We start from the raw sequence: 14498 nt of genomic DNA, 5'->3' as shown, positions 1-14498 counted from the left end.
TTTCAGCTTAGTTCTTCGGTTTGTTTAATAAGCTGCGTAAATATTTCGGCCGCCGGTTTGGCTTCGGCGGCGGCGGCGGACTGCCCGGCCCACAGAGCCGTAAATTCTTTATTGTTCTGTTTTTGGGCCTCTGCTCTTATACCGGCCGTCAGGCTGGTCTGAAAAGGAAACGACGGAATATTTATGCCTGCCTTTTCAATTTCGGTAATCAGTTTATTCCGGAGGCCCCGCGCCCACCGTCCGGATAATGATTTGGTTAAGATACTCTGGGTATCGGTGGCTGTTTGGAGTGCTTTTTTGTAAGCCGACATGGCTTTGCTCTCGTGACTGGAGATAAATGCCGTACCAACCTGCACCCCTTTGGCTCCCAGCACCAACGCAGCTTTTATGGTTTTGCCGTTATAAATGCCACCGGCAGCCAAAACAGGTTGGCGTACAGCTTGGGCCACTCGTGGTACCAAAGATAGTAGCCCAATAAGCGGCAATGTATTGTATTCCAGGAAAGTACCCCGGTGTCCGCCGGCTTCCATTCCCTGCACCGTAATAATGTCTATTCCTTTTTCTTCCAGTAACAGGGCTTCGGGCAAGGTAGTAGCCGTACCAATCAGTACCACTCCTTTATCTTTAAACGCTTTAATAATTGCATCGTCCAGAACGCCAAACGTAAAACTAACCACCGGAATATTTTCATCCAGCAGCACCTGCACCTGCTCGTGGTAAGTATTAAACCGCAAGGCCTGCACATTCACCTCTTGGTAAGGTATCTGGTTATCGGCGCAAAGTTTCGCTAGAAAATTCTGCATTGCCGCGAATTGTGGCAGATCCAAATCCGGGATAGCGTGGGCAAACAAGTTAACGCCAAATGGCTGCTCTGCCAGGGCTTTTGTCTGGCGAATCAGTTCGGCAGTTTGCGCCGGCGCTAAACCACCCACCGGCAACGAACCCAGCCCGCCCTGGTTAGAAACAGCCGCTACCATTTCAGGAGTGGTGGTACCCAGCATCGGCGCCTGTACTACGGGGTAAGTTATTTTCAGAAGCCGGGTTATTTCGTTTTGCCATTCCATACGCTGCTAAGTAGGTGATAAGTGATAAGTTATACATTTATAACTTTTTAATTTTTAAGTTATCGGAACAAGCCGAGGTTATATGTAATGCTATTCTGCTACTTAATATATTATCAGGTATAATTTAAATGCGGCTGTTGGCTGCTATCATACAAGGTGATGCCTTTTTACCGCCGCCAGTAATCTCAGCCGGATATATTGCTGCAACAAACAAGGATAAATATTATATAGCAAGTTCGTGATAAGCAAGATAAAAGCCCAGAGATAATAATTTTTGAGAGAGGCATAAACCGTTAGGCAACTAAAGAGCATGAATAATATAAAGTGAAATTTCTCGAACATAAATGTTTGCCCCAGTGCTTTTTTTACAGATCTTTTGCCCGTAGAAACTACTTTGTACTCCGGAAATCTTCTTCTGATTAATTTATTGATAATCTCGCCGTTTTGGGTGAATTTGTTCACAAATCCTACTCCCAGTTTTTGGTAGATGTTCTTTGTTTTGCTTAGCTGCATCCGGTAAAAAAATGAATTAGGCAGAAATGCGGTAAGCAGGCTTGTGGCTAAGAAAATTAACAGCAAAGTTGCCGGCACAAACCGGTAGCAGAAAATAAAAGCCGGCGTTAAATTAAGTACAGACCAAACCACGTTGGCAACTGCATTATACCCGGCAACCGCCCACTTTATCTTACAGATATTTGGTTGCTGCCCCGGTTTCATTTTCTCTATTCTTCAGAATTAACAATAGTCGGGCATTTATAACTATCGAACCAATTTTGCCGAGCAGCCCCCCCCTTTTTTAGTTACCTGCCTAGCAGCTGGAATTTACCATATACAGCCGCCGCCATAAAGTAGATAAATTATCCCGTGAATACTTCTGTAACTTTAAATCTCAGGATATATAAATTATTTGGCAGACAAAAGCAGCGCCTAAACTTCTGCCCCTTTTGTTTTCAGACTACCTAATACCAGCGCCACCCAACACCTGGAGTTCCTGGCCTTTCTCGGGTCTTCCGTTTAGCAGGGGCATGGCCTGCGATATTAATTCCTTTACGCCGGCTACATTTAAAGAATTATCGTGGTCTGCTTGGCTGTCCCAGACTTCCGTTACCCAAACCGATTCCGCATCATGCTGGTCCTTGCTAACCAGATATAAACGACAGCCTGGCGCGGTAGATACCAGTTCTGCAGCCTGCAATAAGATGGTAGCTAGTTTATCGCCGTTTCCTGTAGTAGCCGTTAATTTGCCGTGCAAGCCGTATTTATTCATGTTATTATATATTTAAAATTAGTAACGTTCAGGATTTGAAAAAACAATTAAATAAAGTTGCAATCCTCAAAATACATAAGCTGGTTTAAGCAATTGCTTCAACCAGCTTATGTATTTTATTGCTATGAGCGCAATATTTAAACTTGGGCTTCTGTAGCTTTAGAATTTACGCTCTTTGGGCACAAGCACCGGTACTTTCTCAACCATAACAGCTTCTTTTGCTTCAATAGCGGCGGCTTCTTTGTTTTCTGCACTGGCTTTGGGCCAGATATGAAAACCGCCTTTCAGCCAATCCATTTCCCATAAGCCCCAAATACCATTTTCGTCTACCTGCCCCTGGTAGTGTACCTGGTGCGTGCTATAATATTTCGTCATGGTACATTCCAATTGGCCCGTATTGTAGCGGCCTTTCCAGACAAAACCGCCTACATCATCGGCGCCACTGCCGTCTACTACATTGGCTTTAAAATTAAGCATAAATTGCATGGGGTGCTTATCGGCCTGCGGCCCCATGGCATAGGTATAAAAGCCTTCCCAATCGCCACTCGGAAATAAAGGGTGTGTTTCGGCTCCATTGTAATTTGGCTCTTTCATCGTTTCCAGTACTTACCAGAAAGCAATTTAATAATTCTGCCCCAACAATCTGGTTACATCAGGCAATTTTAGCCTCTCTTTCCGTTAGTCTTCCGGTAATAGAATTTAAAATTCTTCTTCTATTAATTCTTTGTTTATACCTGCACCGGCCATAGCGCCCGAAGCAACTGCGTTGGCCACCGACCGCATCAAAATGGTATGGTCGCCGCAGGCCGCCACTCCCGGAATGGTTGTCCGTTGCAATATATCTACCTTAATATAACCTTGCTCGGTCAGTTCACAACCCAAAGCAACCGGAATATCGGAGTGCAGCTTAAACGGTAACCGGGCATAAACCGCCCTCATAGCCATTTTTGATTTGTCTTGAAATACAAGGTGCTGGATTTGACCGGCGTTATGGTAAAAATAGCTGATTTCGGTTTCTACTACCTTTATGTGATGTTCCTCCAGTTTTGCCGCCTGCTCTCCCGTCAGCGTCGATTTTCCGTTGGTAAATAAGGTTAAGTCTTTTGTCCAGTTATTAATAAGTTTCGCCAGTTCAAAACCGTTATCGCCGTTGGCGAGTATGCCGGTCTTTTCATTTCTCACTTCGTACCCGTGGCAGTAAGGGCAATGAATAACCGAGATGCCCCAGCATTCGGCAAAGCCCGGTATATTGGGCATGATATCGTAAATGCCGGTGGCTAATATTAATTTTCTGGCGCTATACGTGCTGCCGGTTTGGGTATTAATCTCAAAACCGGTTGCTGTTTTTTTTGCACTAACTGCCCGGTCAAACCGGAATTGTACCGTTTTATAAGCTTCCACTTGTTTTTTTGCCAGCCCGGCAATTTCGGCTGGTGTTTTACCATCCTGCGTTAAAAAATTATGCGAGTGCGGGGTTTGCCGGTTACAGGGTTGGCCACTGTCAATTACCAGCACTTTCCGCAAGGCCCGCCCCAAAGCCATGGCGGCAGATAAGCCGGCATAACTGCCTCCCACAATGATTACCTCAAAATCCTTATCGTCTTTCATATAATTACTACTTTTATAAACAAATATTATACACCCGGAATCATTAAGGCCATAAATACCTTCCTCTTTCAGTGACCAGAAGCTAGGGGAAGGTACTGCCCTTAAATTTGATTAAAAGTAAAACTATTTTTTATTAATGCGATATAATCGCAATAATATATTTTAACATGCACGTAAGAAATACGAAGAGCAAATCGCTGATTCTGGAAACTTTAAAGAATTCCAAGCAAGCGGTTAGCCACGAAAAAATTCAGGCCGAATTAGGAGAAAGCGTGGACCGGGCTACTATATACCGGGTATTAAACCGCTTTTGCGAGGAAGGCATTGCCCATAGAATTACCGGCGACGACGGCAAGCAATATTTTGCAGCTTGTTTAAAATGTCAGGGGAAAGAACACCGGCACAATCATCTGCATTTCCGATGCTTGAATTGCGGCAAAGTAGAATGCTTGCCGAATGAGATAGAATTAAAACTTCCGGCTGGTTATCGTCCCGCCAATTTCAACGGGTTTATCTCCGGGCATTGCCCGGCATGTGCTTAGCATTTATGAAGGTTTAGCTGTGGTAACTGGCCAGATAAGTAATATAGAGAACTACCTTAGATCCCATAAAAATTTGATTTTTCCCAAGCTTTTATCTGCAAACAACCTAAAGCCGTTGGGGTAAAGCTTTACCCCGGGCCGTTTATTCATTTTGCGCAAATAGCTTAATGGTATAGTCTAATAATTCGGTTCCGCCTGGTTTACCATGCCCCGGAACAACTATTTTTATAGCCGGGTACTTTTCTTTTAATCTGGAAACCGTCATGGGCCAGGCCTGCACATTGGCATCTACTAAATTTCCTCTCTTCGCCCCAAGCTCCTTAATTAAACAACCGCCAAACAGAACCCTTCCGGCCGGAAAATATCCCACTATATTATCTTTGGTATGGCCTTCGCCCAGGAAATGGGCATAAACCTCTTTGTCTCCAACCGGCAGGGTAAGTAAAGTATCGAACCCATTCTGGGGTACCGCCTCCTTATTAAACCGGGCTTTCTCAATGGTTAACCCATGCGCATAAGATGGAATTTGCCGTTGGTGAAAAGCCCTTAAGCCGCCTAAGCAATCAGAGTGGAAATGCGTTGGAATAATAGCTTTTACTTTACAATGGAGCTTATCTTCAACCCAGTTAATCAATTCTGCAGCCGCACTATCATCCGTTGGGGCATCAAATATTACGGCTTCGCCTTTGTTAAAAACCACCATGCCATTACACGACACACTACCAAAACGCTCCGAATTCAGAAACGAAGTGTGCCGGTAAACATGGTCGGTAACTTTTTGGATTTCCAACGCTGCTGATTGATAATGTTGGCTTTTAGCGGTAGGTGTTCCGGTATTGCAGGCTAAAAGCCCCAAGCTAAATATCAGGAGATATAAATATTTAATCATGAACATTTTGGTGCTGCCTAACCCTGCTCTGCCGATGAAACAAAACTATTGTTCTATTAAGACTGTACCGGCCGCATTTGCATTGATTAGCGTATTTTGTTAGTAACTGGGGGCATTGGTTGTATATCCAAATTCAGCACCCAGCACCACCTTCAGACTCTTAGCGCGCCGCGGAACGCCCGGGCAGCATAGTAAGATTGCGCTCCGTTGTGATACACAAAAACCTGACCGTAGCGAAAATCAGCAAAGATGGCACCCCCGAGTTCTCTAATCGCAGCCGGGGTTTTCAGCCAGCTCGATGTTTTCGCATCGAAATTTCCCAGTTGTTGCAATTCCCGGTATTTTCCTTCTGTTAAAAGTTCGATGCCCATGGCAACTGCCATATCAACCGCATTATTTTTGGGTTTGTGTTCTTTCCTCGACTCCAGCCCTTCGCGGTCGTAACAAACACTTCGGCGCCCTTTTGGACTTTCCGCCGCACAATCATAAAAAATGTATTCACCCGTCTTTTTATCCAGCCCCACCACATCCGGTTCGCCGCCGGTTATTTCCATTTGGGAGAGCGACCACAGTTTTTCCGGATTGGCTTCCAGCCTGGCTTGTACATCTGCCCACGCAAGCCCCGGATGGCGGTTCTTGTTCTTCTCAAAACGGGTTTTCAATGCACCAAGGAGTTCTTCCCGTTGGGCTGATGTTAACTCACTGGTAAGGCTGTTCCTATTGTTCATAGCTTTATATAATCGTTGTTAAAGAGGTGTCTGAGGTGTAGTATTATCTGAATTTTCTGCAGAAACGCAAGTGCCCATTATGCATTTAGGATATATTCAGTTAGTCATTTTAATTAATTCGTTTTCTAATTTGTCAAAATTTTCTTCGTTTTTATCAACGGCAAATGCTTTTACTTTCCGGCACTCTTCGGCTGAATTAAAAAGCATTTTAAAAATAATCTTTGTTTTGTCTCCGGAAACTTCTTCAAATGTGGCAACTACCTGAAATAGAGGTTTGGAATGGCGTTTCCAGGCAATTAGTGCTGGCTTCTCTATTTTTATGAATTCACAATCATTCAGATAATTTCCTTTGTCGGGCCCGTGCATAATAAAACGCCATCTACCACCCGGTCGCAGGTCAAACTCGTTAAAAGTATTCGTGAAGCCTGCTGGTCCCCACCAGTTCTTTAAATGATTCGGGTCGGTCCAGGCCGCAAAAACAAGTTCTCTGCTGGCATTAAATATTCTCGAACTTACAATTTCGCAGTCTGGTGTGGTGGAGATGATTTCTGTTGTCATTTTCGTAAAATTTTAAGCCCGCAGGTTGGCTTTGCTAAACACTTGTTGTTAACGGCTTGACTACTATGCACTAAAATACTTTGTAGCCTTTGTGGATGCTGCCAGGCTAATTATTAACTATGGGCAAGCCAAGTAAATAAACTTTTTTAGCTTTGCCGGCTATAATTCCTTTTTCCCACTTGTAACTGCACTAAGACCTGTTATAATATACTTTATTGGGTGTCGGCCACCGGTGTTTTGCTAAGGTACAAAAAGGTTGAACTCACTTTTCCACAAGGGTTTAATTTTGGCTATAAAATATGTCTTCAAATATATTGGTTCTCCCCACCAATGGTTGCAATAGCTTATACCGCTTATCCAAAGAGCCCAAAACAGCCTGGATTATTATCGCTGCATTTCAAAAAATAAACAAAAGCATCCAGGATATTATTTATTATGCAGGTCTTGGGGCCAATTTTTAAGTCTTAGTACCGTTCAGGTTTCCCATCCTGGCCGCTTGTAAATTATCACTTCTAGTTATAAACCATTTTTACATCTAACCGACACCGCTATGGTATAACCTTCTGCCATTTGCGGAGAATAATTGCGGGAATAACATACATGCTTCAGTATAGAAAAAAGTGGTGATAAAGCATACCGGTTTGGAGACATTTAACCAGACAGGAGTAAGAATCGCTTAGCCTATTACCCATAAAATGATTACTAATAATTATTATTATCCTGGAAAGTCTTCTGTACTACAGCACCTAAACAGTAGATAATGAAAACACAAAAGGCGGGTTTTCCCGCCTCTCTTACTACTCAATCTGAATTTGCTTAGCCGGCTTAACCTTGGCTTCATCTGTTTTCGGAACAGATATATGCAGGATGCCATCTTTATACCTGGCAGCAATCTGGTCGCCTTTTACCATTCTTTCAGGCAAGCTGAAGGTCCGGGTAAAAGACTGGTAACTGAACTCTCGGCGAGCATAGTCACCCTGCTCATTCTGCTCTTCGTTATTATGTTCCTTTTCGGCAGAAATCACGAGCATGTTGTTATCTAACTCCACGCTGAAGTCTTCTTTGCTCATGCCGGGGGCAGCTACTTCCAGTTCGTAAGCATCGTTGGTTTCTTTGATGTTTACGGCTGGTACCGACCCATTATTAGAACCATGGCCTAACGGCCAGTTCAACCAATCCCTTGTTAACATGTCATCAAAAAAGGAAGGGATGGTTGGAAATAAACTCCGGTTATTTTTCACTATAGTTCCCATAACAACCTCCTCTTTTAAGTTAGTTATCAGATTAAACTTTTAGCTTTAAAAGCTAACTATCTTACTACAAGCAGCTTGCCAATTAATATTTCTGAAATATTGTCAGAAAACTGGTTCAATATTTCAGGCAAGCGCTGAAAAAATTTCAGTGTGGTTCCCTGCCAATATAAAGGTATTTCAAGTTGGTTTGTTAGAGTAGCGGTAGCGAAATATTTTCAATTACCCTTAAAATGAATTAGTTAGAAGATAGTTAGCTGGAGATAAATACAAAAGAAAAAGTGAGCTTACGGGCTCACCATCTTTTAAGGGAAACTTACGGGTTTACTATTTTACGGGTTCATTATTCGTACAGGGCTATAACACTTTGCTATTAGGAAGTTACAGCTTCCTTCAGCCGCCTGATGAACTTTTCAGCTTCTGGTGAGTGGGCTTACGGGCGCACTTTTAGCCGAGAAGAAGGGCAGGTTGTTTGGAATGGATTATCTGGCCTCAGATTTTACTTTCTTTAAACCCGACAACTCGCTGAGCAGCACATAGCCGGTTTTGCCGTTTACGGTAATAATGCCCCACTGCGCATTGTGTTTGCGGACAAACTGAATTCGGTCAGTGGCATTCAGGGTTCCGAGCACGGTAGTAGAAGTAGCAGCCTGCTGAAACATCTGCACGTTTTCGTGGCGGGCCTGGGCTTCTATGGTAGTTTTGTTGTGGGCCATGGCAAAACCTACTTGTACTAACAGGGCGAGGGTAAAAAGAGTCTTTTTCATAGTCTTATCTAAATTTTATCGGTTGCCTTTAATTTTATTAACCGGTTATAATTGGTTACATTATTATGGTTTGCAACCGCTGTGCCAACTCTGAAAAAGACCTAAATAGCCCTAAAAAGGCCTGTTTTAGCGAATATACCTCATTAAACTGTTCTATTACCGAACGTTTTGCGTTCGAAAATGAACAATGACGAATGCCCTCTCCTCACCCTAACTAATTTTTCAGGAAAAATGATCGTGTTCTTTTAAAAATTACATCTTTCAATAACCAGGTGCTGATAAAATGCATAAGCCTAAGTAACCTCCCACCCGTTTGTCCACCAGGGTGCCTTATCGTTCTTCCATTGCACACACCGGAAAGCCAGAAGAGGCTCTTCCAGGGACCCTCATCGCCCAAACTGCTATCAGATGGATGCTTCCTCGCGGTGGCCTTTCTGCCTGAAAAAAGAGAGTACTGCATTTTCCTACAAGATTAACCCCCTGATCGGGTCGCATTAAATTTGACTGCCAAATTACCAGGTAATATTGGGCGCAAATATTCTTTATAGAATTGGCTGTGCCAAGCCTCTATTCAGCACCCAATGCAAAGTTGCCGCAAACCTGTTTTGTTGGAGAAGCTTTTGATGAACAAAAGAAAATTTTAAAAAAATACCCCCATTCTTTTATTCAATTTTTTCTATATACGTATGTAGGGTAGTTTATTTCACCACAACATACTTTCGTTTACATGAAATTAATTTTTACACTTTCTTTTATCCTTCTGAATTTTAGTTTTGCTTTTAGCCAGTCTTTGAATGCGGGTCAGAAAAACAACTTCCGGGAGGCACTTAAGCTGTACCGCGAAGATCCTTATCTTTACACCGGTACCGTTTATGCTATTTTTCAGGTACCGGTTGGCAGTTATCGGGATAAGGTGCAGAACCGGGGCTGGGGAATTGGCGTGGAAAACCGGATAAACTTTATAAAATGGAAATCGGCCTGGAAACCTATCTATCAGGTTAATACCACCATCAATCGCTGGACCCGGAATGGAAGCTCGGCTACCGATATTGTATTAACGGGCCAGGTGGGGCTGCATTATACATTTCCAACCTTTGGTGAAAGTATAAAGCCTTATGTGCAGGGGCTATTAGGAATAGGGGCAGCCGGTTCTTATTTGGTCCTGAACCGGGGTTATACCGACGACATCAACCACCAGGGATTAGGCAAGATTGGTTCCATTGGAACAGGTATTTACATTAAACGCATTAATCTGGGGCTGGCCTATAATTTCTTTAACGTAACCCTGAAAAACGACAACACCATTAATAAAAATATGAATGCCCTGCATATGCGGGTAGGCGCCCGGTTGTAACAAGAAACTACCACTGGCAAGGAAATTATTACTTAACTCCTCTTGGTTTTACTTTTTAGGGATCAGATTGCACGGGCCTTCGTACCGGATAAAAATATTAATCCAGAGTGCCCGCGATAACCGGAATACCACCGGCAGCAGCCCTACCACCACTACCAGCACCGTAATAGCTACCATGATAGTGGTTACTTCTTTTACAAATAAGCTCAGTATAAACAGTACCGTTAAAAATATGCCGGTACTAAAAGCAAAGCTTACGTACATGGCTCCGTAATAATAGCCGGGTTCCGGCTCAAAGGTTTGCCCGCAGCAAGCGCAGTTAGCGTACATGTCGGCAAAACGCCGGGTGTATAAAGTGCCGGGCGGAAACATATTCCCTTCGCGGCACCGGGGGCATTTAACGTTAATGATGCCGTATAATAAAGATCTTTCTCTCGACGCCATAAATTAAATATTTCGTTTAAAAAACTTGTACCTGACTCCAGCGCCAAGGTATTGCGGCCGGAATAAATTTTACCGGACAGATGGTGCAATTTATAACATTATCCGGCCTTCATCTGCCACTTTATCCGTATACGTGGTAAAACCGGGCGTGGCTTTATTTCTGCTGTTCTGTTCGGGTGGTTTTAACAGCAGCATACTGCTCCCGCGCCGTAAACCTACGGTCGCTGCACGCCGGCTCTAACCTTAAACTGTTAAAATTATGAAATCGAAATTAGTAGCTTATGTGTTATGGTTTTTTCTGGGGTTTATCTCTATGCATCGGTTTTACCTGGGCAAAGTAGGTTCCGGCCTTTTATACCTGGTCACCTTTCAGTTATTTGGCATTGGCTGGCTGGTAGATGCCTTCCGGTTAAGCGATATGGTAGATAATTACAACAACGAACGACGGATTGACCAACTGGAACGGGGTTACCGCTAAATAATGCCCGCCGCGCAGAAACCGAGGCAATTTACCGGCATCAGAGAAGCATAAATGGTTAATTATCTACGGTTGGGTTGGTAATTTCTGCCACCCGGCCTATCTGGCCGTCCTGCAGGCGTACTTTAATGCCCCGCGAGTGGAAAGGTGAACTCGTTAGAATATCTTTTACAACGCCGTACGTTAAGTGGCCGCTGCGCTGGTCTTTTTTCAGGATAATGGCTACCGCCAGGCCCGGGTAAATATCTTTTCGGTTTTGACCGTTCATGTTAATTGGTTATTCGTTTCATTAATTAATTTGAAATGGCTGTCTGGAGTTGTTAAGTTAAAGTTCTCTCCTGCCGCTCGTACAAAGATAAGCCATATGCTGTAGCCAATACATAAATAAGCTGCGTGCCGGCGGTACCCCAATCTTCTTTCAGGGTGGTGCCAAAGAGTAAAGCGGCCAGTATCAGGCCGCACAGAACAAACCCATAGCGGCCCCATTTGCCGCCCACCAGTATCAGCAGACCCGCCAAAAATTCCAGAATAGGTAAAAACATTAAAAATGGTTTGGCAACCGCGGTGGGCAACCAGTAATTTTCGAAACCAGCAGCCATCTTGGTAGCAAAGGCATCGAGTTTGGGCAAGCGCACCAGCCCGTGCATCAGCATATTTATACCTAAACCAAGTCGTAAAATAAACAAGGCCGAGAAGATGTACTGGAATTTAGCCATAACAACTGTTATTTTGTTCTGGTGCAAATAAACTATTTATCCTTAACTTGAACAAAGAACAGGCGGGGCATAATCCGGATGTTCTTATCTAGCGTTGAAAGGAATAATTATTGTATTGGGCGCGCCGAACGATGCGCAGGGGCAACTCAGCCAGGTGGCCCTGGACCGGTTGCAGACAGCTATCCGGTTTTACCGGCATAACCAAGACTTTAAGTTTTTGTGCACCGGTGGTTTTGGCCCCCATTTTAACACCGCCCATCAGCCCCACGCCCACTACGCCGCGCAATATTTAATTGCGCAAGGGGTGCCGGAAACGGATATTCTGCCTTATGTACTTAGTCGCCATACCCTGGAAGATGCTACCCTGGCGCAGCCCGTTCTGGACCGGTTTAAACCCCGGCAGGTGGTGGTAATAACATCCGATTTTCATATGCAACGGGCAGCCTTGCTTTTTAACACGCACGTGCCCAACCAGAATATGTTGTTCTTAGAAGCCGGCTCGACGCTGGATGAAGAAACACTGCAGCAATTACAGGAGCACGAGCGCCGGGCACTTGCCCTGCTCCGGCAAAAGCCAGATTACTGCTAACAATGCTACAGGCAAATATTGGCTGTTCCTGTTGCCGTATTAAAAGCAAAAGGCGCACTTGGAGCACGCCTTTTCACAAAAAGAAAAACCTTTATTTTTCAGGCAGCTTACCGCTTTACCGCCGCGACGGCCAAAGTCCGGCTGGCTATAGGTTTAACCAGCTCGGTGTGCAGGACATATCCGGCTACACCATCTACTATTACAAGGGTCCATTGGTCATTCAGGCGACGCACAACTTCTATTTGATCGGCGGTAGACAACTCTTTTAATAATTGAGAAGCCGTACCAGCCTGCTGATACATTTTTACGTTTTGGTGGCGTACCTGGGCGGTAATTTTATTTTTTTCGGTGGCCATGGCAAAACCTACCTGTACTAAAAGGGCGAGGGTAAAAAATACTTTTTTCATAGTTTTAGGGTGTTTTCGGTTTTCTGTTTTCGTTTTAGATAGTTTTATTCTGACTGCCGGCTAAACCTGATTTAAATGCTATTCGCGGTGAATAGCTTCTGGTAGATTAATTACAACCAGTATGCCAATTCCAAAAAGGCCTAAAACAAACTCTGAGAGTATATTTTGGAGAAAAGACAAGACCGGATATTGTTCGAAAGCGGACGGCATCGTTCGGTTCCGGTACAATCTGCATTTTGCGGAAGAAAGGACAGCTATTATAAAGTGCTTTACAGTAAAATATTGCATCCGGAAGGTTGCTCCCGTAAGTTGCCGGAGCATAATTATATATTATTTTCGATAAACCTGAACCCCTAAAAAGAAGCAGGAATAGAGTACACCTATTCCTGCTTCTTTTTTATAACTTAAAACCAAGCCTTAGCTTGCCGGACGATATACTAAATTATTAAGTGAAATACGGTAACTTTTAGGCGAACTGTCGTAGCTGATGGTGTAACTGGTTGGATAATAACCGGCTCGCTGATAAGCCGCTGGCTGCCGTATTGGGGTAGAAGTTCCCAGTGCCGCTAAATTTTGCAGATAAGCCAACGTGAACATCGGCTCTAAAAAAGTTACGTTGCCATTATAAGAGCCATAAATGAAGGTTTTCGTGAATTTACCGCCATTAAATTCAGCGGATAATACATCTACCCAATGAGCCCCCATGTTAGGTACTAAGCCTGGCCCCAGTACATAACCAGCAGGCAGGTATTTAGTGGCAGGCGCTAAGTCAAAAGCTGGTGGCGCCAAAAATGGAATGGTGGCCTGAAGTGCCTCCGTTATCATATAAAAATGCATATCAAAATGGGGTACACCGTAAAATTCTTCCGGTTCGTGACCTTCGGGGTTCCAGCCAAAGTCAATATGGTCGTAGGGTGGTACGGCCACTTGTTTTGGCAATTGTAAGGTATATTCTACGGGTTCATGCCCCATATCCAGTACTGCTTTAGCCGATAAATCAACACCAATAGAGATAGGTTGTTTATTGACATCCACCATTACCCAAGCTCTGGCTACCCCTTTTCCTAAAGGAACGGCTGGGCCATAAAACGTGGTAGTTTTATCGGCTTTGGCTAATTCTTCTGATGTACTGGATGTGGTAGGTTTAACAAGATCTTTTTCCTGCTGGGAGCAAGAAATACTAACTAACGTTAATCCTGCCAACAAGCAGGTTTTGGTCAGTAATCCGGTGTAACGAATTAAATTTCTCATAGGCTGTATATAGTTAAAGGTTAAAAATCTTTACATATTAGCCCCACAGCACCAACCTGTTGTAGGTCGTACAATTTAGTTTAATTTTTCTTTTATATACAACAAAAAGTTAAAGTATTTATTAGATTATTTAAATAATTAATCATATTAATTGTTAATTATCGCATATTCATATAATCCTTACAATAAACAAAACAATATACTTCAAAAATCTGAATGGATTATAAAAGTTTTTAAGACTAAATCTACCTATAAAATATACCAATTTTTTAGAAAAAACACTTTAGCCCGTAGTCGATTTTGCTGTTTAAAGCTAATAGGTTATAAACTAGTGGTAGCCGGCTTGTCTTACCAGGTTGCTTTTGTTTGGCTATAGTACAAATAGGGTAGTTAAGATTATTATAATTTTAGTTATTTCAGGTACTGCCTTAAACGGTAGCTAAAATATTCGCCGGTTAGCTAAATGGTAAGGCTAATCAGTAGAAGTAACTATATACGAATTAATAGAGTAAGCAAAATTCCGTTATGCTTTGCTGTATGCTGGCAGTAAGGGCTAAGACAAATTATAGTAGTTTAACACTTACTA

General features: G+C 43.3%; 20 protein-coding genes. 5 read left to right on the top strand and 15 right to left on the bottom strand.

What is annotated here, in order from left to right:
* Positions 1 to 2: 2 nt before the first annotated feature.
* The 5 genes from AAE02nite_RS16710 to AAE02nite_RS16690 form a co-directional block, all read right to left on the bottom strand.
* A complete protein-coding gene (locus AAE02nite_RS16710) occupies positions 3 to 1064 on the bottom strand; it encodes an NAD(P)H-dependent flavin oxidoreductase (RefSeq protein ID WP_146900062.1) in 1062 nt (353 codons plus the stop codon).
* 147 nt (positions 1065 to 1211) lie between these two features.
* Positions 1212 to 1781 carry a glycosyl-4,4'-diaponeurosporenoate acyltransferase CrtO family protein gene (locus AAE02nite_RS16705; protein ID WP_146900059.1) on the bottom strand — a complete coding sequence of 190 codons (570 nt, stop codon included), beginning with the start codon at positions 1779 to 1781 and terminating at the stop codon, positions 1212 to 1214.
* Between the two features lie 238 nt (positions 1782 to 2019).
* A complete protein-coding gene (locus AAE02nite_RS16700) occupies positions 2020 to 2331 on the bottom strand; it encodes a putative quinol monooxygenase (protein ID WP_146900056.1) in 312 nt (103 codons plus the stop codon).
* 159 nt (positions 2332 to 2490) lie between these two features.
* Positions 2491 to 2925, bottom strand: coding sequence for a hypothetical protein (locus AAE02nite_RS16695; protein WP_174761963.1), 435 nt, complete (start codon positions 2923 to 2925; stop codon positions 2491 to 2493).
* Between the two features lie 105 nt (positions 2926 to 3030).
* A complete protein-coding gene (locus AAE02nite_RS16690; RefSeq protein ID WP_146900053.1) occupies positions 3031 to 3939 on the bottom strand; it encodes an NAD(P)/FAD-dependent oxidoreductase in 909 nt (302 codons plus the stop codon).
* A 167-nt stretch (positions 3940 to 4106) separates the two neighbouring features.
* Between AAE02nite_RS16690 and AAE02nite_RS16685 the strand changes: the two genes are divergently transcribed.
* Positions 4107 to 4481: a Fur family transcriptional regulator gene (locus tag AAE02nite_RS16685; protein ID WP_146900050.1), complete on the top strand. Its 375-nt coding sequence runs from the start codon at positions 4107 to 4109 to the stop codon at positions 4479 to 4481.
* A gap of 142 nt (positions 4482 to 4623) precedes the next feature.
* Here AAE02nite_RS16685 and bla read toward each other — a convergent pair whose 3' ends face one another.
* The 5 genes from bla to AAE02nite_RS16660 form a co-directional block, all read right to left on the bottom strand.
* Complete coding sequence (bla, locus tag AAE02nite_RS16680; protein ID WP_146900047.1) at positions 4624 to 5370, bottom strand: subclass B1 metallo-beta-lactamase; 747 nt, start codon at positions 5368 to 5370, stop codon at positions 4624 to 4626.
* A 152-nt stretch (positions 5371 to 5522) separates the two neighbouring features.
* Positions 5523 to 6098, bottom strand: coding sequence for a DUF4256 domain-containing protein (locus AAE02nite_RS16675; RefSeq protein WP_146900044.1), 576 nt, complete (start codon positions 6096 to 6098; stop codon positions 5523 to 5525).
* 96 nt (positions 6099 to 6194) lie between these two features.
* The gene (locus tag AAE02nite_RS16670) at positions 6195 to 6656 is read right to left on the bottom strand and encodes an SRPBCC family protein (protein WP_146900041.1); all 462 of its coding nucleotides are present in this window, start codon (positions 6654 to 6656) and stop codon (positions 6195 to 6197) included.
* A gap of 797 nt (positions 6657 to 7453) precedes the next feature.
* Positions 7454 to 7909, bottom strand: coding sequence for an Hsp20/alpha crystallin family protein (locus tag AAE02nite_RS16665; protein WP_146900038.1), 456 nt, complete (start codon positions 7907 to 7909; stop codon positions 7454 to 7456).
* Between the two features lie 479 nt (positions 7910 to 8388).
* Complete coding sequence (locus AAE02nite_RS16660) at positions 8389 to 8673, bottom strand: SH3 domain-containing protein (protein WP_146900035.1); 285 nt, start codon at positions 8671 to 8673, stop codon at positions 8389 to 8391.
* A gap of 727 nt (positions 8674 to 9400) precedes the next feature.
* Between AAE02nite_RS16660 and AAE02nite_RS16655 the strand changes: the two genes are divergently transcribed.
* Entirely contained in the window at positions 9401 to 10027 is a 627-nt protein-coding gene (locus tag AAE02nite_RS16655) for a hypothetical protein (RefSeq protein WP_146900032.1), read from the top strand.
* Positions 10028 to 10075: 48 nt separating this feature from the next.
* Here the strand turns inward: AAE02nite_RS16655 and AAE02nite_RS16650 are convergent, their stop codons facing one another.
* A complete protein-coding gene (locus AAE02nite_RS16650; protein WP_246151108.1) occupies positions 10076 to 10471 on the bottom strand; it encodes a DUF983 domain-containing protein in 396 nt (131 codons plus the stop codon).
* A gap of 259 nt (positions 10472 to 10730) precedes the next feature.
* On the opposite strand from AAE02nite_RS16650, the gene AAE02nite_RS16645 reads away from it, so the two are divergent.
* Entirely contained in the window at positions 10731 to 10949 is a 219-nt protein-coding gene (locus tag AAE02nite_RS16645; protein ID WP_146900029.1) for a TM2 domain-containing protein, read from the top strand.
* A gap of 58 nt (positions 10950 to 11007) precedes the next feature.
* Here AAE02nite_RS16645 and AAE02nite_RS16640 read toward each other — a convergent pair whose 3' ends face one another.
* Both AAE02nite_RS16640 and AAE02nite_RS16635 read right to left on the bottom strand, forming a co-directional pair.
* Positions 11008 to 11217, bottom strand: coding sequence for a YwbE family protein (locus tag AAE02nite_RS16640; RefSeq protein ID WP_146900026.1), 210 nt, complete (start codon positions 11215 to 11217; stop codon positions 11008 to 11010).
* 52 nt (positions 11218 to 11269) lie between these two features.
* On the bottom strand, positions 11270 to 11665 hold the full coding sequence (locus tag AAE02nite_RS16635; protein WP_146900023.1) for a DoxX family protein: 396 nt from the start codon (positions 11663 to 11665) through the stop codon (positions 11270 to 11272).
* A 94-nt stretch (positions 11666 to 11759) separates the two neighbouring features.
* Between AAE02nite_RS16635 and AAE02nite_RS16630 the strand changes: the two genes are divergently transcribed.
* Positions 11760 to 12254 carry a YdcF family protein gene (locus AAE02nite_RS16630; protein WP_146900020.1) on the top strand — a complete coding sequence of 165 codons (495 nt, stop codon included), beginning with the start codon at positions 11760 to 11762 and terminating at the stop codon, positions 12252 to 12254.
* 107 nt (positions 12255 to 12361) lie between these two features.
* Here AAE02nite_RS16630 and AAE02nite_RS16625 read toward each other — a convergent pair whose 3' ends face one another.
* Entirely contained in the window at positions 12362 to 12661 is a 300-nt protein-coding gene (locus AAE02nite_RS16625; RefSeq protein WP_146900017.1) for a hypothetical protein, read from the bottom strand.
* 165 nt (positions 12662 to 12826) lie between these two features.
* On the opposite strand from AAE02nite_RS16625, the gene AAE02nite_RS16620 reads away from it, so the two are divergent.
* Positions 12827 to 13018, top strand: a complete 192-nt coding sequence (locus tag AAE02nite_RS16620) for a hypothetical protein (protein WP_146900014.1) — start codon at positions 12827 to 12829, stop codon at positions 13016 to 13018.
* Between the two features lie 60 nt (positions 13019 to 13078).
* On the opposite strand, the gene AAE02nite_RS16615 is transcribed toward AAE02nite_RS16620, so the two are convergent.
* Positions 13079 to 13912, bottom strand: coding sequence for a hypothetical protein (locus AAE02nite_RS16615; protein ID WP_146900011.1), 834 nt, complete (start codon positions 13910 to 13912; stop codon positions 13079 to 13081).
* Between the last annotated feature and the right edge of the window lie 586 nt (positions 13913 to 14498).

Source organism: Adhaeribacter aerolatus, from assembly GCF_007991635.1.
Classification (GTDB): domain Bacteria; phylum Bacteroidota; class Bacteroidia; order Cytophagales; family Hymenobacteraceae; genus Adhaeribacter; species Adhaeribacter aerolatus.
The sequence above is the reverse complement of the archived record's forward strand: the minus strand, read 5'-3'. Positions and strand labels throughout refer to the sequence as shown.

What these genes read in the sequence shown, in the direction of transcription:
- AAE02nite_RS16710 (WP_146900062.1), bottom strand. Translation starts at nt 1,064, where the DNA reads ATGGAATGGCAAAACGAAATAACCCGGCTTCTGAAAATAACTTACCCC.
- AAE02nite_RS16705 (WP_146900059.1), bottom strand. Translation starts at nt 1,781, where the DNA reads ATGAAACCGGGGCAGCAACCAAATATCTGTAAGATAAAGTGGGCGGTT.
- AAE02nite_RS16700 (WP_146900056.1), bottom strand. Translation starts at nt 2,331, where the DNA reads ATGAATAAATACGGCTTGCACGGCAAATTAACGGCTACTACAGGAAAC.
- AAE02nite_RS16695 (WP_174761963.1), bottom strand. Translation starts at nt 2,925, where the DNA reads ATGAAAGAGCCAAATTACAATGGAGCCGAAACACACCCTTTATTTCCG.
- AAE02nite_RS16690 (WP_146900053.1), bottom strand. Translation starts at nt 3,939, where the DNA reads ATGAAAGACGATAAGGATTTTGAGGTAATCATTGTGGGAGGCAGTTAT.
- AAE02nite_RS16685 (WP_146900050.1), top strand. Translation starts at nt 4,107, where the DNA reads ATGCACGTAAGAAATACGAAGAGCAAATCGCTGATTCTGGAAACTTTA.
- bla (WP_146900047.1), bottom strand. Translation starts at nt 5,370, where the DNA reads ATGATTAAATATTTATATCTCCTGATATTTAGCTTGGGGCTTTTAGCC.
- AAE02nite_RS16675 (WP_146900044.1), bottom strand. Translation starts at nt 6,098, where the DNA reads ATGAACAATAGGAACAGCCTTACCAGTGAGTTAACATCAGCCCAACGG.
- AAE02nite_RS16670 (WP_146900041.1), bottom strand. Translation starts at nt 6,656, where the DNA reads ATGACAACAGAAATCATCTCCACCACACCAGACTGCGAAATTGTAAGT.
- AAE02nite_RS16665 (WP_146900038.1), bottom strand. Translation starts at nt 7,909, where the DNA reads ATGGGAACTATAGTGAAAAATAACCGGAGTTTATTTCCAACCATCCCT.
- AAE02nite_RS16660 (WP_146900035.1), bottom strand. Translation starts at nt 8,673, where the DNA reads ATGAAAAAGACTCTTTTTACCCTCGCCCTGTTAGTACAAGTAGGTTTT.
- AAE02nite_RS16655 (WP_146900032.1), top strand. Translation starts at nt 9,401, where the DNA reads ATGAAATTAATTTTTACACTTTCTTTTATCCTTCTGAATTTTAGTTTT.
- AAE02nite_RS16650 (WP_246151108.1), bottom strand. Translation starts at nt 10,471, where the DNA reads ATGGCGTCGAGAGAAAGATCTTTATTATACGGCATCATTAACGTTAAA.
- AAE02nite_RS16645 (WP_146900029.1), top strand. Translation starts at nt 10,731, where the DNA reads ATGAAATCGAAATTAGTAGCTTATGTGTTATGGTTTTTTCTGGGGTTT.
- AAE02nite_RS16640 (WP_146900026.1), bottom strand. Translation starts at nt 11,217, where the DNA reads ATGAACGGTCAAAACCGAAAAGATATTTACCCGGGCCTGGCGGTAGCC.
- AAE02nite_RS16635 (WP_146900023.1), bottom strand. Translation starts at nt 11,665, where the DNA reads ATGGCTAAATTCCAGTACATCTTCTCGGCCTTGTTTATTTTACGACTT.
- AAE02nite_RS16625 (WP_146900017.1), bottom strand. Translation starts at nt 12,661, where the DNA reads ATGAAAAAAGTATTTTTTACCCTCGCCCTTTTAGTACAGGTAGGTTTT.
- AAE02nite_RS16615 (WP_146900011.1), bottom strand. Translation starts at nt 13,912, where the DNA reads ATGAGAAATTTAATTCGTTACACCGGATTACTGACCAAAACCTGCTTG.